Below are 18,798 nucleotides of genomic sequence, written 5' to 3'. Positions count from 1 at the left end.
CTATCGTCGGTCGACAATTCTTTTCGGACGTCCTTTTACTTTGTATAGTTCAAGCTGTCCGGGACCCACATAATTGAAAAGGATATTGAGATTTCCCTGTATGTAGGCATCTTCGAGTCCCTGTTTGAACTGGAAGAACGATCTCAGGAAATTTTCTTCAATAAGCTCCCTGTCGCATTTCTCCGGGTATTCGCATTCAACACTTACTCTTAATGTGGTTTCATCATCCTCTCCGCCGTAAAGGAAAGCCTCGTACTCGCCGGTAAGATATTCCATATTCTCACGCTGGAACACACCCTTCTCAACATCAACGCGGTTAAAAGGTGTCTCTGCCACCCAGAATGTTTCAGCTTCCCTCTGGGGATTCAGTATTTTCATATGGGTCCTGCCACAGGCGCATTTTTCCCTAGTGGTAACCACGGTGGTATCCTCTGTGTCGTAATTGAGTAAGAGTGTGCCGCACTTTGCTCCCACGGGCAGGAGTGTTGTCAGGACTATCCGACCACATTCTCCATCCTTTACGAAATCCTTCATATGGGGATCATAGACATCAAGGTGCACGAGGTCTTCCGGGACATGCAGTCCGTCAATATATGAGCACTCTCCGCACATGGTACCTTCAGTGCTTCCGTAGGTATTGAATACATCACAACCCCAGAGCTCAGAGACATAGCTACGTGATTCCTCCGGGAAGCTCTCGCCTCCTACCACAAGTTTCTCGATGCTTGATTCTGAAGGCTCCATCCCCTGCTGCTTCATCCTTTTTGCAAGGTGTATCAGTTTGAAGACACTGCCCACAATGGACGTGGGTCTGTATGAGCTCATTACTCTGGTGGGGAATGTGCATTTCCCCAAAGGCACGATTGTCATTCCGATATTTCTGGCTGCCAGTGTCATGGTATTTGCGCCCACATTCATGCCATAGGATGCACAGATGATTACCCTGTCCCCGGGACCGAAGCCCTGGGACATAAAACTCCTTGAATATTTTTCTGCATAACGTTCCCAATCCTCCCATGTAAGGAAAAACGATTTCGGGGTTCCGCTTGTGCCGCTTGTCTCATGTATTGTGAACACATCTTTCCAGTCAACCGACCTGAGGGCAAAATCATCGATTTCAGGAGGCTGGTTCTCACGTATGGTTTTCCCGGAGATTATTGGCAGGCTAAGCAGGTCTTCATGGGATTTAATCTCAGATGGTTTGATGTTGTTTTCACGGAACCATTTGCTGTAAAATGGGGAATTTTTTGCAGCATAATCTACCGTATACCTTATTCTTTCTTCCACGAGGGCATCAAGTTCCCCTCGGTCCATGGTTTCTATTTCCGGGTTATAGTATCCTGTTGCTTCCATTTTTTTACCTGCCCTGTGAATGTATTTCCGTTGATTTCAAGTGTCTGTTCTCAATTGTTTATATACTTCATCCCTGCTGTTCACAGGAAGACTGCAGTTATAGTTTTCACAGATATAGGCAGTTGCTTTTCCATCTTTCATTTCCATCTCACTGACAAATCCTGCCATCTTCTCTATTCCTGAACTCTCTCCGGAAGGCTTGAAGACCAGCACTTTATTCGGAATGAAATCATGGTTTATGCAGGACAGTATTTCTTCGGTATCCTCGTCTCCGGATTTACCCACAACTACGATCTCCCTGGAAGGACCGATAGCAAAATCAAGTGCCGACAAAAGCTGCGTGTACCCAAGGGGAACTTTCTGAACCTGACTTGCGAATATATCAAAGACCCCCCTGGCAAGATCCTCAAGATCCGTATCTGCTGTCATGCGCCCAAGCTGTAGCAGATTGAGTGCACATATTGAATTGCCTGAAGGACTGGCTCCGTCATATACATCCTTGTTCCTATATAGCAGGGATTCGGAGTAGTCGGCAGTATGGAAGAATCCACCGTTCTCCTTATCCAGGAAATGTTCTATAAGATGTTCATTTAGCTTTAGTGCCTGTTTCAGGTATTTTGTATTAAATGTCACCTGGTAGAGTTCAGTAAGACCCCAGATGAAAAATGCATAGTCTTCAAGGAAAGCTTCTACAGCGGCCTCGCCTTCTCTGTATCTGTGTAAAAGTCTGCCTTCCTGATTTTGCATATCTTTAATAATGAAATCAGCAACCCTGATGGCAAGTTCCCTATACTCTTTATCACCAAATGCAGCGGAAGCTTTAGCAAGTGAAACTATCATCAGGCCGTTCCAGTCAGTAAGTATCTTATCATCTTTTGCCGGACGTATACGCTTCTCACGATGGTCGAACAGTTTTTGCCTTATTGTCTCATACCTGGCTTTCAGGTCTGGGAAGTCCATATTGTTCTCTGCAGCAAAATTTTCCAGATCCTTCTTCTGGTGAAGGATATTCGTGCCTGTTTTGCTTCTGGTGGCTTCTTCCATGAAATTTCCACCGGGAGTGATGTTGAAGAATTTATTTATGAATTCTGCTCCATCCTTTTCCAGTACATCGTCAATCTCATCTTCGGTCCAGACATAGAATTTTCCTTCTTCCCCTTCACTGTCGGCATCCTCTGCAGAGTAGAATGCGCCTTCCGGTGAGAGCATATCTCTTATCAGATATCTGAATATCTCCCTGACAACTTTTTTATATCTTTTTTCGTGGGTTGCCTGATATGCTTCGGTGAAAGCCATGGAGATCAGTGCCTGGTCGTAGAGCATTTTCTCAAAATGGGGTACAAACCATTGTTTATCAGTTGAGTACCTGTGAAAACCAAATCCTATATGGTCGTATATTCCACCACGCCGCATTTCCTGAAGTGTTCTTTCCACCATCTCAAATGCGTCACTATCACCTGTCCTTTTCCAGTAGCGAAGCAGGAATGTCAGGTGATGCGGGGTCGGGAATTTCGGTGCGTTTCCAAAACCTCCGCTGACCGGGTCAAAGTTATTACGTAACATCTGGTATGTTCTGTCCAGAACATCCCTGTCCAGAGTTGCCTCATCTGATTCTTTTGTAGATTCGGAAATTGCTGAAACGATCTGGTCTGCATTCGATATAAGCTCCTCACGCTTTTGTGCCCACGTCTGTTGCAGCATGGGAATAAGATCCAGCATACCGGTGGCACCAAATCTGCTTTCTCTGGGGATATATGTTGCTGCAAGGAAGGGCTTCTTTTCAGGCGTCATGAAAATTGTAAGTGGCCAGCCTCCGCGTCCTGTTAGTGCCTGACAAACGGACATGTATATGCTGTCTATATCCGGTCGTTCTTCCCTGTCAACTTTGATCGGAACGAACGTATCATTTATCAGGCGTGCAACTTCCTCATTCTCAAAGGATTCCCTCTCCATTACATGGCACCAGTGGCAGGTAGAATATCCGATCGAAAGGAAGACAGGCTTGTCTTCTGCCTTTGCCTTCCGGAATGCTTCTTCTCCCCAGGGGTGCCAGTCCACCGGATTGTATGCATGCTGAAGAAGATACGGGCTTTTTTCGTTTATTAATCTGTTCGCTCCTCTTTCACTCCGCTCTGTCCTTCTTTCCTGCAATTTTATTACTTCCAGATGTCTTTTACCCACTCCGAATACTAAATCTGAGTATCTTGTTATTTATACATGCTTACCAATTTTTACAATTTTTTTCCTTCAACGATATGTCATAATGATGATAATCATCATTTAAAATATTAGAAGAAAGTTTATATAATGAACTAATCTAATTAAAATCAGTAAGAAAGTTTAGAATTTAAATTATTATCTGGTTAAAGGTGGTACAAAATGAATATTAAACTGGTTGTTATTCCTGTTATACTATTTGCAGCCGTTATCCTGTTTAGCGGCTTGATCAATGATGGCGCGGCTCCGGCTCCGGAAGTTGATGATGCTCCGGTGGATGCTGGAAACCTTGATGATACTCCGGCTCCAGAAGAACAAAAGTCTACAGCATCCAGCGACAATGATAATGTTCCTAAAGAGGAGCCTGAAAAAGAAGAGGATTTAGCTCCTCTTGGAATAGGTGGTGGATCTGCAAGTTTCTCTGGTGGCGTGTCGGCTAGTGCTCAGGAACAAACTGATAATGAGAATACCGATAATGAAGGATATACCGACGGTGAGGAGCAAAACGAAAATCAGGAAGAAGGAGGCAACGAAACGGCAGATGATGGTGAAGAACTGGCCGGTGAAGTTGAAGATGACTCTGATCAGAAAAAAGTATGTCCAACACCTGAAGAAATACCTGAGTTCCCGACAGTTGCACTTCCAATGCTTGCAATCCTTGGTCTGGCATTTATATTCAGGCGTAAGTAAGTCTAATATCAATTGAACCGTTCTTTACGGTTCAATATTTTACTTTCATATATCCGCCTATCTGTTTTTTACATATGCTTGCGTGCTTTTCTTCGTCTCTTATTAATTGTTCGAGATCTTCAAAGAATTCCTCCAGGTCATCTTCCTTCTCAAACAGTGCTTTTATGACATCTGGATCTGCATTCTTCATGTCTTTATAGGCATTTAATGCAAGGATCTCATATTTTACGATCATACTGAACATTTCCGGGGAAGAGAGTCCCTCAAAATTTAAAATATGATTTGGCAATCCTTTAGGTGTACTCTCAGGTATCTGAATGCTAGCTTTTTTAAGCCATTTTTCGACAATTGATCCGTGCCTGTCAGAATCATGGGACAATATTTCCAGAGCCTCTAAATTGTCATCCATCATTTCCAGACGCCCTTCCCAGGTGCCCATTTGCTCCATCTGTAATTCAAGCCAGTACATCTTCTGCATCAGAGCAATTAGAACTTCCTTATCTTTAATAGCCGGCAAAAAAACCCTCTTTTATTTGTTGATGAATATATAAGATGCTCTATATTTATTTACCTTTGTTGCTTAAAGCGATGCTTACTTATATTAAAGCTGTATTCTCTGGGTAATATTCCACGAATACTAGTTATGATTTATAATTATCTGGAGGATTTATATCACTACTGCAATAGCCCTGTTAAGCAGCGGTCTTGATTCTGTTACCGCTATATCGGTTGCAATGGAGCATACCGAAGTTAAATTGGCACTGGTGTTCGACTATGGGCAGCGCTCAGCCAGCCGTGAGATCGAATGTGCAAAGAAGATAAGTGAGCATTTCGGATTCGAGCTTAAGGTAGTGGACCTTGGCTGGCTTGCCGGGATAACTGGGACTTCCCTTGTAAATACCAGCAGTGATGTGCCGGAAATGTCTCTTGAGAAGATATCCGAAGAAGCAGACCCTTCAATATGTGTTGAGTCCGCAAAGAGTGTCTGGGTACCCAACCGCAATGGCGTTATGATAAACATCGCTGCAAGTTTTGCAGAAAGTATGGGACTGGATAATGTTATTGTGGGTTTCAATAAGGAAGAAGCTGTAACGTTCCCGGATAATTCTCAGGACTTTATCGATGCCATTGATAATTCTCTTTCCTATTCCACACTGAATAAGGTAAAGGTTATGTCACCGCTTATCGGACTTGATAAAAAGCAGATAGTCTCAAAGGCCATGGAAGTTAACGCTCCTCTTGAATTCAGCTGGAGTTGTTATCATGGGGAAGATATTCCCTGTGATACATGCGAGAGCTGTGTGAGGAGAAAGCGTGCTTTTGATGAAGCAGGTGTGGCTGATCCTCTGCTGGTAAGGCTTGGAGTATTACCTGAATAGGCTTTGTATTGGGATAACATGGAATGTATAATACTTGATGAAAGGCTCGATTATGACGGAAATCAGATATCGTCTCTCTGGGCATATAATCTGGCGGATGTACAGTCGGATTCTATAATAGCTTTCAGGGGAGCATGTGATGTGAAAATTGAGCATATGATTGACCTTGAGGACAAAAAACAGGGTGACATGATATTCTCCACGGACATGCTTCACTTTATTATCGAACATTTCGATTCAACAGATCTCAAACTTATTTATGCAAGACAGAGGTTGTTCACAGCAATTGTCCGTGAGATTCTCTCATCCCGCTTCCTGGATATAGAAAGGATGGGTGATGATCTTTTCATAAAAGGTAAAAAGCTCACAGTGTCCATTGCAAGTACATCCCCGGTTTCCCAGAAAATCCATTTTGGTATAAACGTGGTTCATGACCACTACGGAAGCCTGGATGAAATAGGGATAGGGGGTGATGAGGTCGGCAAAATTCTGCGGGAAATAGCAAATTCTTACACCAATGAGATCGCTGATATTGAAAAAGACCTCCGTAAATCCCGTCCACTTGATGTGATATAATGTATGCTCCCATAAGTGAGGTATTCTGCTCTGTGCAGGGTGAAGGTCCGTATGTTGGTTCCAGGCAGGCGTTCGTACGCTTTGCCGGATGTAATCTGAGCTGTCCCTATTGTGATACACAGGCAGAGGATCCTGAAACCTGCAGGTTCGAGGAAAAGCCAGGATCCGATATTTTTGAGTATCTGGACAATCCACTTTCTACAAACGCTGTTGAAAGGATGCTTTCATCTTTTGATAATATACATTCGGTGTCACTTACAGGAGGGGAGCCCCTTCTTCATGCGGATTTCATAGCAGATATGAGCATAACAAGTCCTCTGTATCTCGAATCCAACATGACCATGCCACATCTTGCAAAAAAGGTAAGGGATAAGCTGTCCTTCGTTTCCGGGGATGTTAAAATAATACCTCCTTCCTCTGTGGAGGATTTTGAGAATCATATAGAGAGGACCATAGAGTGTTTCAGGATACTCAAAACTACAAAGAACAGGGATTGCTTCTGTAAGATAGTTGTCACTAAGGATACGGATGCAGATGATATCGAAGCGGTGATAGGGGCTATCTCAGGTTATATATCCTGTCTTGTATTGCAGCCAGTCTCGCAGCCAGACAAGCTGCCAGGGCCCGGATATCTGCTGGATCTCCAGGAAAAGCTACTCGATTATGTTGATACTAAAATAATACCACAGACCCACAAGATGTGGGGGTGTCTGTAATGAAAATGAAATTAGGAATAATAGATTATATTGACAGTGCCCACTACCTCCCGGAACACAACACATGCGGAGTGGTCCACGGGCATACTTACAAGGTTGAGATCGTGATAGAAGGTGAAAAGAAGGAAAGCGGGATGGTCATGGATTTCTATGAGATCAAAAAGATCGTCAAGGAAGTCCTGAAAGAGTACGACCATGTGCTGCTTAACGAGATACTTGAGTACCCGAGTGTTGAGAATCTCTGTGAACATATGCATTCGACTCTCTCGTCAAGACTTGATTTCCCGCTGTCCCTGAAGATATGGGAAGGACAGGGCAAGTGGTGTGAAATATGTCCTTAGACAAAGTGTGCAGGATGACACAAAACTATATTATGGGTTAATGCTTATTTTGAGCTGAATTTACAGGAGCTGCCAAGGAGCTGTAAATATGGATAATCAAAAATCAGAAGAATGTGAAATGGAAATTTCCAGGGATAAGGAAGTCAAGAGAGTAATAGCACAACATCCCTGTTATTCCAAAGAGGCCCAGCACAAGTTCGGGAGAATCCACCTGGCAGTAGCTCCGAAATGCAATATTCAGTGTAATTATTGTGATCGAAAGTTTGACTGCGTTAACGAGAGCAGACCCGGTGTTACCAGTGAGGTATTAAGTCCTGAGGATGCTCTTGAGAAAACAAGACAGGTTCTCAGTGAATATCCTTTCATAAAGGTAGTCGGTGTTGCAGGTCCCGGTGACCCGCTTGCAAACGATGAGACCTTTGAGACTCTGGAACTTATCAAGAACGAGTTTCCGGACGTGACACTCTGCCTGAGTACCAACGGGCTTGTACTGCCCGAGAGAATGTCTGATATTCTCAGGACAGGTGTTACAACTCTGACCGTGACGATGAATGCAATCGACCCTGAGATCGAGGCTCAGCTCATAAGCCATGTTTCCTATAAAGGAAAGGTCTACAAGGGCATTGAAGCCGCGGAGATTCTGATCAAAAATCAGCTTGAAGGTATCAGGCTTGCGGTTGAGGCGGATCTTGTGGTAAAGGTAAATACGGTGCTTGTTCCGGGTATCAACGATGAGCATATTATCGAGGTCGCAAAGAAGATCAATGATCTCGGTGTTTATATCATGAATGTGATGCCACTCATCTGCCAGGCAAAGTTTGCTGACAGGGAAGCTCCTTCACCTGCCGAGTGCAAGGCCGTGCAGGATGCATGTGCACCCTATGTACAGCAGATGAGACACTGTCGCCAGTGCAGGTCAGATGCTTACGGTCTGATCGGTAAGGATCTCTCGCAGATGAGTGAGGAACGCCGTAACGTCATTAAACTTGATATGAAAAAGAAGATGCATTCGGATGAGAAGGCTTAGGCCTTTTCACTGAAACCTATTTATTTTGTGTCTGCATTCAATCTAATAACTCTATAATCATTGTGCAGGTGTTTTTTTGTATATTGAAGAGCTTGCGGAAAGTATCAGGAACTTTGAAGGGGTAACCCGTAAAAAACCAATATCTGATATTGTCAGTATCTTTGAGACAGTACGCCCGGAGTACAGGGATGCGATTGTGGATTTCGGTGACGACGCCGCTGTAATTGATATCGGAACCGATGATGTTATTCTTTTCGCGGCTGATGCCATATGGGGAAAGATAGTCAATAAAAGTCCCTGGTGGACCGGTTATACTTCCGTGGTTGTCAATGTGAATGATATCTCGGCAATGGGTGGAAGGCCCCTGGCCATGGTAAATGTCATGTCATCCAGTGACCATGATTCAACTGAAGAGGTGATGAGGGGTATCCGTGACGGGATAAAAAAATTCGGTGTACCCATGGTCGGAGGACATATGCACCCGGACACGCCCTATAATTCTCTGGCTGTTTCCATCATAGGTATAGCCAAAAAGGACTGTGTGATCAGGAGTGACACCGCAAAGCCGGGTGACATTGTCATTGCGGCCTATGATATGGATGGAAGGGTGGGAAAGAATTCTCCCTATAGCTGGGATACAACATCATTCAAGGAGCCTTCAATTGTACGTGACAGGTTCATGGTAATGCAGGAGATCGGCGAGAAAAAGCTTGCAACAGCCGGCAAGGACATAAGCAATCCCGGTACCATCGGTACCCTGGGAATGCTCTGTGAGGTAAGCAGGGTAGGTGCATCCGTGGATCTCAGGAATATACCAAGGCCGGATAATGTGGATTTCGAGCAATGGCTCAAGATATATCCTGCCACAGGATACGTTCTGACTGCAAAAGAGGAAAATGCTGCCGAATGTATTGAAGTGTTTGAAAAATGCGGTATCGTTGCTGCCGTAATCGGAAAGATCGAAGAGACCCGCAAACTTGACATCTATGATGACGATGGCAGAGCAACGGTTTTTGATTTCTCAAAGGATAAAATAACCGGAATCGAAATTTAAGCCGGATAAATTACGATTGGATAGTAATCAAATAGTTTTAGCATGGCCTGCGCTTATTCGCTATTGATCCATGCTTCCAGTTCTTCTTTCAGGAATTTTTCAGCAGCCTGTACTTCTTCAAGGCTTCCACGGAGCACGATAACTTCTCTTTCGGTAGGCTCTACCACAGTAACGCTTACCTTTCTGTCAAGTGGCTCGAGTTCGAACTCTTCCACCAGATCATAGATTATATATGAGGGAGTTCCGGGTGGTATTATGAGATCATAGAGGCCTTCCAGTTCATCTTCACCGATTTCGCTTCTGGCTTTGCTTTCCTCTAGATCCTCAATCTGTAATTTTTTGACCAATTTTATCACCTTGTCTTAAGGCTTGATGGTCCGCGCCGGATAAATAATAATCGCTGCGGGAACGAAAATTTCCTGAAACTAATTGACTATTTGAAGTATCCTTTATTTCTAAAAGCACGATTGAAAGTAATGGATAATGATATCTTTGATGCGGTCCTACCGGTATGTAAGGGAAGGATTTGAATGAGACTGATAGATCTATCAGATGCCAAGGGACAGATACGGGTGGAGTTTGCAGGATGTAACATGCGCTGTCCTTATTGTGTGCATATACATCAGCCAATGAAAGAATGGTCTGTTGAAGATGTTGTTGATTTTGCAAAAAAGTCCACAACTGAGAATGTTTATCTGGGAGGCGCCGAACCAACTCTCCAGAAGGACCTCATGCCTTTGCTCAGGCAGCTTCATGAAAACGGTAAAAGGATTATTTTGAAATCAAATGGCATGAGACCTGCCGTACTTGAGGAAGCTCTCCCCTATGTGGAGGGTTTTGTGCTTGAGATAAAGGCTCCGCTTGATGACATTCAGGCTATTATGGAGCTGACAGGCATGTCCGAGGAACGTAGTAAGAAATACGTAAAACTGCTGCATCAGTCCCTTGACATAGCCCGCAGGAAATGGCTCAGGATATGGATAAGGGTCATTCCGGAATATGTGAACAAGGACACAATTCCCCGTATTATGCCAGATCTGGAAGGTGCTTCCGAGGTCATGCTCTATCAGTTCATGAGTAATCCCGAATTCGATCTTCCGTTCAATGGACATGAAGGGCCTACCCCTTCGTGGAGTGAGATCAGGGAACTTGGTGAGATGATACTCCCCGGGGTAGAGCAGGTCAGGCTTGTGGGAGATCAGGGAAAGCTGGTACTGAAATAAGCTGATTTTGAAAGGTTGCTGTAGATTACTTTATATTGGTCTGGTATGCCGTTTATAGATCCCATGGGTTCCGGGACCTATGATAAACTGGTCCTGATTCCCGGCAATTGTCTTTTTCATGACCTGTCCACTGTTGAGCCTGAAAACAGTTCTCTTTTTTTCATGGCTGAGGACAGGGATTTTTGTACTCGTTTTACATATCACAAACACAAACTCGTGCTGATACTTTCTGCCATGAGGTCATACAGGGACTGGCTGGCTGAGAGATTTGATCTTGTCTATTACGGAATTGAGGATGCTACCGATCAAAGCTATAAAGAGAAACTGGGTTCTGTTCTTGAAAACCATGGGATAGAGAAACTCGTTACCTATGAATTTGAGAATGAGGGATTTTCAAAGCTTATCAGGACTTTGTGCAAGGAAAAAGAAATAACCCTTGAAACAGTTGCTTCTCCCGGTTTTATTAACTCTGTTGATGAATTCAAAACCTACAGGGGAGATAAGGAAAAACTGCTGCTGAATAACTTTTATATTTTTCAGCGAAAAAGAATGGGATATCTTATCAATGCAGATGGAAAGCCTGCAGGTGGGAAATGGAACCTTGATAAGCAAAACAGGCAAGTTCTGCTGGATTCTGTTCCTGTTCCGTCTCTGCCTTCGTTTTCCGGCGATGTTCATACCGGGGCTGTGGTGGAATTTGTTGAGAGGGAATTCTCATCCCATCCGGGAAACGGTTATGATTTCTATCTTCCGGCCACGAGAGACGATGCGCTACTATGGCTGGATGATTTTCTTAAATATCGCCTGAAGGATTTTGGCCCATATGAGGATGCGATTAGAAAAGGAGAACCTTTTCTTTTCCATTCAGTACTGTCTCCTCTGTTGAACATCGGCCTGCTGACACCTTTCGAGGTAGTTGAAAAATCTCTGGACCATTATGAAAATAACCGGGATACAATTCCTCTGTCGAGTATAGAGGGTTTTATTAGACAGATTATAGGCTGGCGTGAGTTTATGAGAGGTATGTATCACGGACCTGACATGAGAGGGAACTTTTTCGGACATCAGCGAAAGCTAAGTGAAAAATGGTACACTGGTGAGCTTGGAATCGAAGCTGTGGATGATGTGATCGGAAAAGTGCTCAAATACGGTTACTGCCACCATATAGAAAGACTAATGGTTCTCGGTAATTTCATGTTGCTGTGCGAGATTCATCCTGATGAGGTCTACAGATGGTTCATGGAGTTGTTCGTTGATGCATATGAATGGGTTATGGTGCCGAACATATATGGTATGAGCCAGTTTGCCGATGGTGGTACATTATCGACAAAACCGTACATATCGGGATCTAATTATATATTGAAGATGAGTGATTATCGCAAAGGTAGCTGGTGCGATGTATGGGATGCTCTCTACTGGCGATTCATTGACAAAAATAAAGATGTTCTTCGGAAGACTTTCCGAATGGGCATGATGGTCTCTGCTTATGAGAGGATGGACTCCGAAAGGAAAAGTAACATGCAAAAAATAGCAGAGAATTTCCTGGAAACCCTGTGACCCATTAATTCATTTTTTAAACTAAGGTAAAAAACAGTTATCGTGAACTATGATTCAAAAACAATAAAAGTTCACAAACTGCTTATTAATCAAGCAATCCGAAATTCAGAATCAGGGATTGCAACTAGGGGGTTTTAAGAATTGAAAATCAGGCTAGGTGTAATGTTATGTTTTTTGGCTGTACTATTTTTAATGTCAGCGGGAACTGTAACTGCACAAATGGTCCAGGGAAATGAAACACAGATAACGACAAACGAATCAAGACAGTATTTCCCTGTCGTTAATGATGACAAGATCGTATGGATGGATGACAGTAATGATAACTGGGATATTGCCATGTACAATCTGTCCGACGAAGAGATAATGAATATTACTACAAACGAATCACGACAATACTATCCGTCAGTCTATGAAGACACTATCGTATGGATGGACGATCGTGAGGATAACTGGGACATATTCGCATACAATGTATCTTCGGAAGAAGAGATGCAACTGACCACAAATGCATTGAGACAATACTTCCCTGCTATTTATGAGGACAAGGTTGTCTGGCAGGATAGTCGCAATGGCAACTGGGATATTTATATGTATAACCTCAGTTCCGAGGAAGAGACCCAGGTAACGACCAACGAATCCAACCAGAGGCATCCGGCTATCTATGATGATAAGATCGTCTGGGAAGACAGCCGCAATGGCAACCGTGATATCTTCATGTATAACATCACAACTGAAGAGGAGACAGAGCTGACTACAAACGAATCACATCAACGTGACCCTGCTATCTACAATGATAGTGTGGTATGGGTCGATGAAGGCAATGACAGCAGGCAGGTTGTCCTGTACAATCTCACTTCAGAGGAAGAGACGCAGTTGACAAGCAATGATTCAATAAAATGGTCTCCAAAGATCTATGATGACAAAGTTGTATGGATGGACTATCGTAATGACAACTGGGACGTCTATATGTATAACATTTCGTCAGAAGAGGAATTAGAGGTCACGTCAAACGAATCTGACCAGAGGAATCCCTCAATCTATGGGGACATTATCGTGTGGATGGATCATCGCAACGATAACTGGGATATTTACATGATGACCCTTGAAGGGTCCGAAATTACAAATATGACCGGGGAAACGGACACTACTGTGGTAACAGACTCCACAATGGATGACAACACTACTATAGAGGACAACATAACTGAGGAGGACAACGCTACCGATGACAATGTCACTGTAGTGGATAACGTGACTGATGAGAATGCTACCAGTGAAGATGATAATGAAACCATGGAGGATAGTGCCACAGAAGATACAAATTCTTCATGATTTCTGACACAACTTACACGTAGCTTCGGGAAATGCCTTATGGACATTTCCTTTTCTATTTAATTCCTCTTTTTCAATAAATGTAGAACTTTTATTCCTGATGTGTTGATCTGATTTTTATGTTCATGTAAAAGCTGATTGCAGATCAATCTTCAGTTGTTTTTTTCCTGCGCTTAACGTATATTGGACGATATCTGTCATACAGTACTACGTTCAGTGTCAGTAACAGGATGAAAAAGAGTGTGGTTTCAAGGTTTACCGAACCACCGTATCTGGACATAAGATAGAATACATAGATAAGAACGATTCCGAAGTTTGCTACTGACATGAAAATGAATTCCTGCAGAATGGATCTCCAGCTGGTTCCTCGCCTGGCCAGCCAGTGGCTCAATACGGTGTTCAGTATAATTACAAAGCTTACTCCGATAGCAAGCTGGTAGTTCGTAGCCCTGACTTCTGGAAGTATCTGAGAGAATATTATAGTGATCAGGGATACGAGGAAGATCTTCTCGACAAGTTCGCTGTTAAAGAAATGCTTTGAAGATTTTTCGTTACCGATAGTATAGATCATTCCTATATCATTGGGAATCGGATCTGCTGCGATAGAAAATCCTTTTTGCGGTGCAGGCATCTTCCGGAGTATGAGCCAGACACCAAGTATGACGATGGCTGCCCACCCCACAAGAATCAGTATTGTCCAGGGATTTGCCCTTATCATATCCGTCGTGTCAAGTTGGGCTATGTGTATCCAGTATTCCTGCGGGATCTTGATAAATATCCAGATGAATGCAACGGCAGCTATGACATGTTTTCTCGTAAGCTGTATGGGGTTCCACTTAACTCTGACAAGTTCGTAGAATATAAAGAAATATTCGAAGGTGTTTGGAAATACAAGCAACAATGTCCTTACCTGTAAAAGCTCGAAAAGCACCACTCCCACAAGTCGGTAATAGAAGAGAAAACGGTTAATCTCAAAGGCAAAGAGATTATTCCAGTTACGCATTGTGGACAGATAAGTGATGGCAAGATAATAGATGTCAAGGGCTTTGTCATATCCCTGATATCCTTCAAGGGGCAGGGCTGTGAACTGCTGGAATATCGTCTGATCGATGCCGTCAAGGACAAGGGCAGCGATGACACCCGGCAGCGGGTATCTGGGAATAGCAAGCGGAATAAAGAAGCGTGCAAGGACCACAGCCCAGAATATCAGCATATCAACTGTATCTACCATACTTTACCCCTGATTTCCCCTTTAATTCCGCCGTAGTAAGTTCCTTACGGATTCTGGTGCTTTTAAGTGGCGACCAGTTTTATACTACGTATCCTGAGGATACTGACGGAATCCACAATTATTGTATGTTCTATTTTACATTTAAACTCTTCTAAATTGCACAAGATCTGCTTAATTCTGGTATATCTCGTATAATTGGAAAAATGACAGCCAGGCAATCTATTTTCAGAAAAGGGGGGCCTGGTATACGGAAGTATCTTTTCGCCGCGGATGCTCTCTTTTTTAATTCCGGTAATTGATGCAATATGATGCTGAGTAAGAATTTTTCCATGTGTGTTCTCATTGAGATTCTGTCTTCATCTCTACCGGTAAATTTATTCGCATTAAGACTGTTATATTCGTCTGATTGAAATGCAGGAATACAAGTTAAAGCGCGGTTTTAAGCCGGATATGGACAGGATATACGAATGTCTTACAGAGACATTTCCCAGTGAGATCAGAAAAGAGGATGACAAATTCGTTACTTCTTACGGCATTCTTTCCGAGTTGACCGTCTGGATAGAGGGTAAGAAACTGGTTGTTGATACGGTTTCTGACACTTCCGTCACGGATGATGAACTTATTCTGGATTCTAACAAGCGTTTCAGGGATTTCCTTTACAACGCAACAGGCTACACTGCCAAGGAACGTCTTAAGCAGGCAAAGAAGGCAGTTTCCAAGTAAGTCTCAAAGTAATTGACTTGCTTTTTAACAAAACCGGAATCTGTTCAATATGGATTTTATTGAAAAACTGAAAAGCTTTGAGATACCCACATGTCTCAGGGTTTGTGCAGGGACCGACGGATCGGTCACCTTCCTGCTGGAGATCATGACGAGATACCAGACTGCGGTTGTGACGGAGTTCCAGCATATAATCCCTGCGGATGAGAGAATGGCAGAGATCTTCGAGGTGAAGGTCGGTGCGGATATCAATGAACGTGTGGTCACACTCATGTCAGGGGATATCCCACATGTGTATGCGCGATCCCTGTCCGCAATTGAGAAGATGCCCGAGGGCGTAAAGTGCGATATGATGAAAGCCGATATCCCCATCGGAAGGATTCTCCGTGACCACAATATAGAGACGCGCAGGGATTTCGAGGGCATTGAGCTCATAGAAGATGAACCGCTCTTCGGTGCGGATACGGTTCTGTCACGCTCATACAGGATCGTCCATCACAATGGTGTCCTGATGTGGATAAACGAGCGTTTCCCGGTGGATTCCCGCTGGGAACTCTGATCTTTTTATAAACAACGATCTCCCGACCGAAACCTTATTAATTGATTCTGCGTATTATGTGCCAGCGCCCCAAGAATTATTCTGCGCCTCGGTGGCTTAGGGGTATAGCGCGTCCTTGGTAAGGACGAGGTCGCGGGTTCAAATCCCGCCCGAGGCTTGATTTATTTCTTTTATCTAATGCTCGAATTCTGATGTTAAACGAACTCTGTTCTTGTAAAACTGTCCGGTAAAAATCTAAAATTATAAGTTAGATTTTAAACTTAAACTTCTATACCTGCTTTATTATCTTATCAACATCATAAAATTATGTCGAAAGACTTATATCATTTCTGATGTTATACTGGAACCGGGGTTGTTGGATTTAAATTGAAATGGTGTACGATATGAAATACTATATGAATGAGCTTGCCTGCCGAATATACAGCCCGGACATCCAGGAGAAGGGGATCAAATGTCTTTTATAGAGGATATCAAACCTGTCTTACTCCTGTATGTGGTCGGGGATACGTTAACCACTTTTTGTGCCCTGCAGACCGGAATGTTCTATGAAGGGAATCCGGTGTTGTCACATATATTCAGTATCTACGGATACACTGTACTTATCCCCTTGAAAATTGGCTTTATGTTCCTATTGTACCATGTTTACAAAAATGCGAATCGTTACTACTGGAACATTACAAGATATGCGGTGACCGGTATCGGCCTTCTTGCGACTGTCAGTAATATGGCGGTTGTCCTTAACGGATGAGCTGGATATGCTGAACATTTCATATGAAATGTGAATGAATACTCTTTATTTAATCTCTGTAATCGACGTAGAGTCTTTCAGATAGTACTCAAACAGTTCTTTTCCCCATGCTACTGTTACTGGACTGCAGCTCATAAGCTGTGTATAGTCATATGCCCCTTCTTTTGTAAAAGATTGTAACAACATACAGGATTCACTTAATTTAAGCGAAACAAAGTCTATGTCCCGAGGATATTTATAAAGCTTGATCTGGCTCTTACCGATTAGTTTAATTAATTCCTCATGTTCGTCTACTAAAAGTTTATTGTAAAGGCGTGGATCAAAAATGATTGACAAATTTACTTCACTGTCTATCATTTCTCTTAAAAGATCCGATAAATAAGGACGAATCGAGACTGCTATCATATCAAATGTTTTTGAGCTTTTGAATAATTCATGCGCCTCTTCATTATGATCGAAGATATCAGATAACCTGGGCTGAATTTCAGTCAAGCCATCCATTTCATATAGTCTTTCCAGCAATTGCTGAGGAATAAAATTTATGTTCCGGTTTTGCCAGTAATCATAGACATTCTCCACAACTTTATCAATGGGTAGATTGGGATTTAATTTGTCTGAAACCAGTTGCCCCATCTCTGTTAATCTGTAGAAATCTGCTTCTTTTGTTATCAGTTTATGCTTTTCCAGTAACTCTATGATTGAGAGAAAAGCCATTATGTCCATACCTGAAGCTGTACAAAGTTCATCAGATTTTTTTGGCCCATTTTCAAGAGATAGAAGTATATTCCTATTTCTTGCTGTTATCACTGTTTCAAGTGATTTATCGTTCATCAGTTTGCCTCCTACTAAAAAGGGAAGCTTAAAAGAGTTGAGTAAAAACTTTTGGAAAGAGTTCTTCAACAGCTTCCTTTCTACAAGGAATGCTCAAAGAAAAGTTGTAAGAGAATCCTTCGACAAGAATTCTTCAATCTTCCCTCTTCCACAAGGAATACTCAAAGAAAAATCGTAAGAGGATCTTTTCACAAGAATCCTTCAACTACATTCTGCGGTACTTTATATAATGGTGTGATAGCAGATATAGTTTGACAGTATAATATTAGTCCAATGGTATAATCACAAACGATGTATGTGGAAAGTTTTTCCACAATACCATAAAACTATAAATTATGTATTGTGGATCCTGGAATATTTTCAAATTCCGTGCAATGAAGTTAAAATAAGCATTAGGGAGATCTCTCTTATCAACAAGAGATGAACTATCTTGGTTTGTGAAGTTTTTCAGCAGATGATTCTTTCTTCTTCTGTCAAGTGCTTGGTTTCAGGGTATGGTATATCAAGGCGCGCATCAATATTTTTCACCCGGGTAATTTGTCCTGGCATCTATATTTATGTAAATACAAAAGAATATCTGCCTAATAAAAATTTATTTATCTATAGTCTATTGTATTTTGGTATTATTATGTTCTGAAAAATATCAGTTTCATCTAAATATTGATATAGTATAGCGATATTTACTGATCTATAGTATATTGTTCCTCTGAAAATAAATAAATTATATATATCGACCTAGATAAATATTAAGTAGTAATAGGTCTGTATACTCCCTGTGTCATGTGTCAGAAGATGAACACATCTTTTGATTCTGTGGTACTGGAGGGGAAAAACCTTGAAAAAAGAATCTTTACTGGATGTATTGCTTGAGTCCGAAATGAGGCTTGATTCCTTATTAGCCTTAAAGGAGGGTCCAAGGGACCTGGAAATGTTACTAAGAGATATGAACGCTGATGAAGAGACATTGCTTTTCCATATGAACACGCTACAGGAATACTATCTTGTTTCTGATAATGGTGAAAGATACGGACTCACAACAATAGGAGAGGTCATTGCGGATGAAATGATGCCGCTACTGGAACATCTTGACGAACTTGAAAAAACTCTTGGACCTGGGGAGGGATTTAAAAGCCCTTCGAATCCCGGCTACTCACTACGGACTTGATCGATAATATCTACATAACTCCATTGTTCGCCGGACACACTCGCCATACACAAATATTGTCGCAATGACCGGCTCTGTCCAG

General features: G+C 42.5%; 20 protein-coding genes and 1 tRNA gene. 15 read left to right on the top strand and 6 right to left on the bottom strand.

Annotation, left to right across the window (positions count from 1 at the left end):
• On the bottom strand, positions 1–1,353 hold the full coding sequence (ftsA, locus tag HWN40_RS09835) for a coenzyme F390 synthetase (protein ID WP_176965567.1): 1,353 nt from the start codon (positions 1,351–1,353) through the stop codon (positions 1–3).
• 36 nt (positions 1,354–1,389) lie between these two features.
• Positions 1,390–3,504: a thioredoxin domain-containing protein gene (locus tag HWN40_RS09830; protein ID WP_176965566.1), complete on the bottom strand. Its 2,115-nt coding sequence runs from the start codon at positions 3,502–3,504 to the stop codon at positions 1,390–1,392.
• A 228-nt stretch (positions 3,505–3,732) separates the two neighbouring features.
• Between HWN40_RS09830 and HWN40_RS13565 the strand changes: the two genes are divergently transcribed.
• Positions 3,733–4,260 carry a PEF-CTERM sorting domain-containing protein gene (locus HWN40_RS13565; protein ID WP_246275893.1) on the top strand — a complete coding sequence of 176 codons (528 nt, stop codon included), beginning with the start codon at positions 3,733–3,735 and terminating at the stop codon, positions 4,258–4,260.
• Between the two features lie 31 nt (positions 4,261–4,291).
• Here HWN40_RS13565 and HWN40_RS09820 read toward each other — a convergent pair whose 3' ends face one another.
• A complete protein-coding gene (locus tag HWN40_RS09820) occupies positions 4,292–4,729 on the bottom strand; it encodes a hypothetical protein (RefSeq protein WP_246275892.1) in 438 nt (145 codons plus the stop codon).
• Positions 4,730–4,931: 202 nt separating this feature from the next.
• Here HWN40_RS09820 and queC point away from each other — a divergent pair, with 202 nt between their 5' ends.
• The 6 genes from queC to HWN40_RS09790 all read left to right on the top strand — a co-directional run bounded on the left by queC (position 4,932) and on the right by HWN40_RS09790 (position 9,353).
• A complete protein-coding gene (gene queC / locus HWN40_RS09815) occupies positions 4,932–5,639 on the top strand; it encodes a 7-cyano-7-deazaguanine synthase QueC (protein ID WP_176966373.1) in 708 nt (235 codons plus the stop codon).
• An 18-nt stretch (positions 5,640–5,657) separates the two neighbouring features.
• Complete coding sequence (locus tag HWN40_RS09810; RefSeq protein ID WP_176965564.1) at positions 5,658–6,215, top strand: DUF366 family protein; 558 nt, start codon at positions 5,658–5,660, stop codon at positions 6,213–6,215.
• Entirely contained in the window at positions 6,215–6,931 is a 717-nt protein-coding gene (locus HWN40_RS09805; RefSeq protein WP_176965563.1) for a 7-carboxy-7-deazaguanine synthase QueE, read from the top strand. The genes HWN40_RS09810 and HWN40_RS09805 overlap by 1 nt, the downstream gene beginning before the upstream one ends.
• Positions 6,931–7,272: a 6-carboxytetrahydropterin synthase QueD gene (gene queD / locus HWN40_RS09800; protein ID WP_176965562.1), complete on the top strand. Its 342-nt coding sequence runs from the start codon at positions 6,931–6,933 to the stop codon at positions 7,270–7,272. The genes HWN40_RS09805 and queD overlap by 1 nt, the downstream gene beginning before the upstream one ends.
• Positions 7,273–7,360: 88 nt before the next feature.
• Complete coding sequence (nifB, locus tag HWN40_RS09795) at positions 7,361–8,299, top strand: nitrogenase cofactor biosynthesis protein NifB (protein ID WP_176965561.1); 939 nt, start codon at positions 7,361–7,363, stop codon at positions 8,297–8,299.
• Positions 8,300–8,375: 76 nt separating this feature from the next.
• Positions 8,376–9,353: a methanogenesis marker 2 protein gene (locus tag HWN40_RS09790; RefSeq protein ID WP_176965560.1), complete on the top strand. Its 978-nt coding sequence runs from the start codon at positions 8,376–8,378 to the stop codon at positions 9,351–9,353.
• 53 nt (positions 9,354–9,406) lie between these two features.
• Here HWN40_RS09790 and HWN40_RS09785 read toward each other — a convergent pair whose 3' ends face one another.
• Complete coding sequence (locus HWN40_RS09785) at positions 9,407–9,709, bottom strand: hypothetical protein (RefSeq protein ID WP_425487352.1); 303 nt, start codon at positions 9,707–9,709, stop codon at positions 9,407–9,409.
• A 174-nt stretch (positions 9,710–9,883) separates the two neighbouring features.
• Between HWN40_RS09785 and HWN40_RS09780 the strand changes: the two genes are divergently transcribed.
• From HWN40_RS09780 to HWN40_RS09770, 3 genes are all read left to right on the top strand, one after another.
• Positions 9,884–10,576, top strand: coding sequence for a radical SAM protein (locus tag HWN40_RS09780; protein ID WP_176965558.1), 693 nt, complete (start codon positions 9,884–9,886; stop codon positions 10,574–10,576).
• 45 nt (positions 10,577–10,621) lie between these two features.
• Positions 10,622–12,133 carry a cryptochrome/photolyase family protein gene (locus tag HWN40_RS09775; RefSeq protein WP_176965557.1) on the top strand — a complete coding sequence of 504 codons (1,512 nt, stop codon included), beginning with the start codon at positions 10,622–10,624 and terminating at the stop codon, positions 12,131–12,133.
• A 192-nt stretch (positions 12,134–12,325) separates the two neighbouring features.
• Entirely contained in the window at positions 12,326–13,462 is a 1,137-nt protein-coding gene (locus HWN40_RS09770) for a hypothetical protein (RefSeq protein WP_176965556.1), read from the top strand.
• A 145-nt stretch (positions 13,463–13,607) separates the two neighbouring features.
• Here the strand turns inward: HWN40_RS09770 and HWN40_RS09765 are convergent, their stop codons facing one another.
• Complete coding sequence (locus HWN40_RS09765; RefSeq protein WP_176965555.1) at positions 13,608–14,693, bottom strand: hypothetical protein; 1,086 nt, start codon at positions 14,691–14,693, stop codon at positions 13,608–13,610.
• Between the two features lie 411 nt (positions 14,694–15,104).
• Between HWN40_RS09765 and HWN40_RS09760 the strand changes: the two genes are divergently transcribed.
• The 4 genes from HWN40_RS09760 (at position 15,105) to HWN40_RS09745 (ending at position 16,720) form a co-directional block, all read left to right on the top strand.
• A complete protein-coding gene (locus HWN40_RS09760) occupies positions 15,105–15,416 on the top strand; it encodes a DUF5611 family protein (RefSeq protein ID WP_176965554.1) in 312 nt (103 codons plus the stop codon).
• A 49-nt stretch (positions 15,417–15,465) separates the two neighbouring features.
• On the top strand, positions 15,466–15,972 hold the full coding sequence (locus HWN40_RS09755; RefSeq protein ID WP_176965553.1) for a chorismate--pyruvate lyase family protein: 507 nt from the start codon (positions 15,466–15,468) through the stop codon (positions 15,970–15,972).
• Positions 15,973–16,057: 85 nt separating this feature from the next.
• Positions 16,058–16,129 (top strand) — tRNA-Thr (locus HWN40_RS09750).
• Positions 16,130–16,423: 294 nt separating this feature from the next.
• On the top strand, positions 16,424–16,720 hold the full coding sequence (locus tag HWN40_RS09745) for a DUF5658 family protein (RefSeq protein ID WP_176965552.1): 297 nt from the start codon (positions 16,424–16,426) through the stop codon (positions 16,718–16,720).
• A gap of 45 nt (positions 16,721–16,765) precedes the next feature.
• Here HWN40_RS09745 and HWN40_RS09740 read toward each other — a convergent pair whose 3' ends face one another.
• Entirely contained in the window at positions 16,766–17,551 is a 786-nt protein-coding gene (locus tag HWN40_RS09740) for a helix-turn-helix transcriptional regulator (RefSeq protein WP_176965551.1), read from the bottom strand.
• Positions 17,552–18,386: 835 nt separating this feature from the next.
• Between HWN40_RS09740 and HWN40_RS09735 the strand changes: the two genes are divergently transcribed.
• Complete coding sequence (locus HWN40_RS09735) at positions 18,387–18,716, top strand: hypothetical protein (protein WP_176965550.1); 330 nt, start codon at positions 18,387–18,389, stop codon at positions 18,714–18,716.
• Positions 18,717–18,798: the final 82 nt, after the last annotated feature.

The organism is Methanolobus zinderi (assembly GCF_013388255.1).
Lineage (GTDB): Archaea > Halobacteriota > Methanosarcinia > Methanosarcinales > Methanosarcinaceae > Methanolobus > Methanolobus zinderi.
Note: the sequence above shows the minus strand (reverse complement) of the source record. Positions and strands in the feature narration are given on the sequence as shown.

Bases quoted from the DNA above. Each gene is read 5' to 3' on its own strand.
- ftsA (WP_176965567.1), bottom strand. From the start codon at position 1,353: ATGGAAGCAACAGGATACTATAACCCGGAAATAGAAACCATGGACCGA.
- HWN40_RS13565 (WP_246275893.1), top strand. From the start codon at position 3,733: ATGAATATTAAACTGGTTGTTATTCCTGTTATACTATTTGCAGCCGTT.
- HWN40_RS09820 (WP_246275892.1), bottom strand. From the start codon at position 4,729: ATGTACTGGCTTGAATTACAGATGGAGCAAATGGGCACCTGGGAAGGG.
- HWN40_RS09810 (WP_176965564.1), top strand. From the start codon at position 5,658: ATGGAATGTATAATACTTGATGAAAGGCTCGATTATGACGGAAATCAG.
- HWN40_RS09805 (WP_176965563.1), top strand. From the start codon at position 6,215: ATGTATGCTCCCATAAGTGAGGTATTCTGCTCTGTGCAGGGTGAAGGT.
- queD (WP_176965562.1), top strand. From the start codon at position 6,931: ATGAAAATGAAATTAGGAATAATAGATTATATTGACAGTGCCCACTAC.
- nifB (WP_176965561.1), top strand. From the start codon at position 7,361: ATGGATAATCAAAAATCAGAAGAATGTGAAATGGAAATTTCCAGGGAT.
- HWN40_RS09780 (WP_176965558.1), top strand. From the start codon at position 9,884: ATGAGACTGATAGATCTATCAGATGCCAAGGGACAGATACGGGTGGAG.
- HWN40_RS09775 (WP_176965557.1), top strand. From the start codon at position 10,622: ATGCCGTTTATAGATCCCATGGGTTCCGGGACCTATGATAAACTGGTC.
- HWN40_RS09770 (WP_176965556.1), top strand. From the start codon at position 12,326: ATGTCAGCGGGAACTGTAACTGCACAAATGGTCCAGGGAAATGAAACA.
- HWN40_RS09765 (WP_176965555.1), bottom strand. From the start codon at position 14,693: ATGGTAGATACAGTTGATATGCTGATATTCTGGGCTGTGGTCCTTGCA.
- HWN40_RS09760 (WP_176965554.1), top strand. From the start codon at position 15,105: ATGCAGGAATACAAGTTAAAGCGCGGTTTTAAGCCGGATATGGACAGG.
- HWN40_RS09755 (WP_176965553.1), top strand. From the start codon at position 15,466: ATGGATTTTATTGAAAAACTGAAAAGCTTTGAGATACCCACATGTCTC.
- HWN40_RS09745 (WP_176965552.1), top strand. From the start codon at position 16,424: ATGTCTTTTATAGAGGATATCAAACCTGTCTTACTCCTGTATGTGGTC.
- HWN40_RS09740 (WP_176965551.1), bottom strand. From the start codon at position 17,551: ATGAACGATAAATCACTTGAAACAGTGATAACAGCAAGAAATAGGAAT.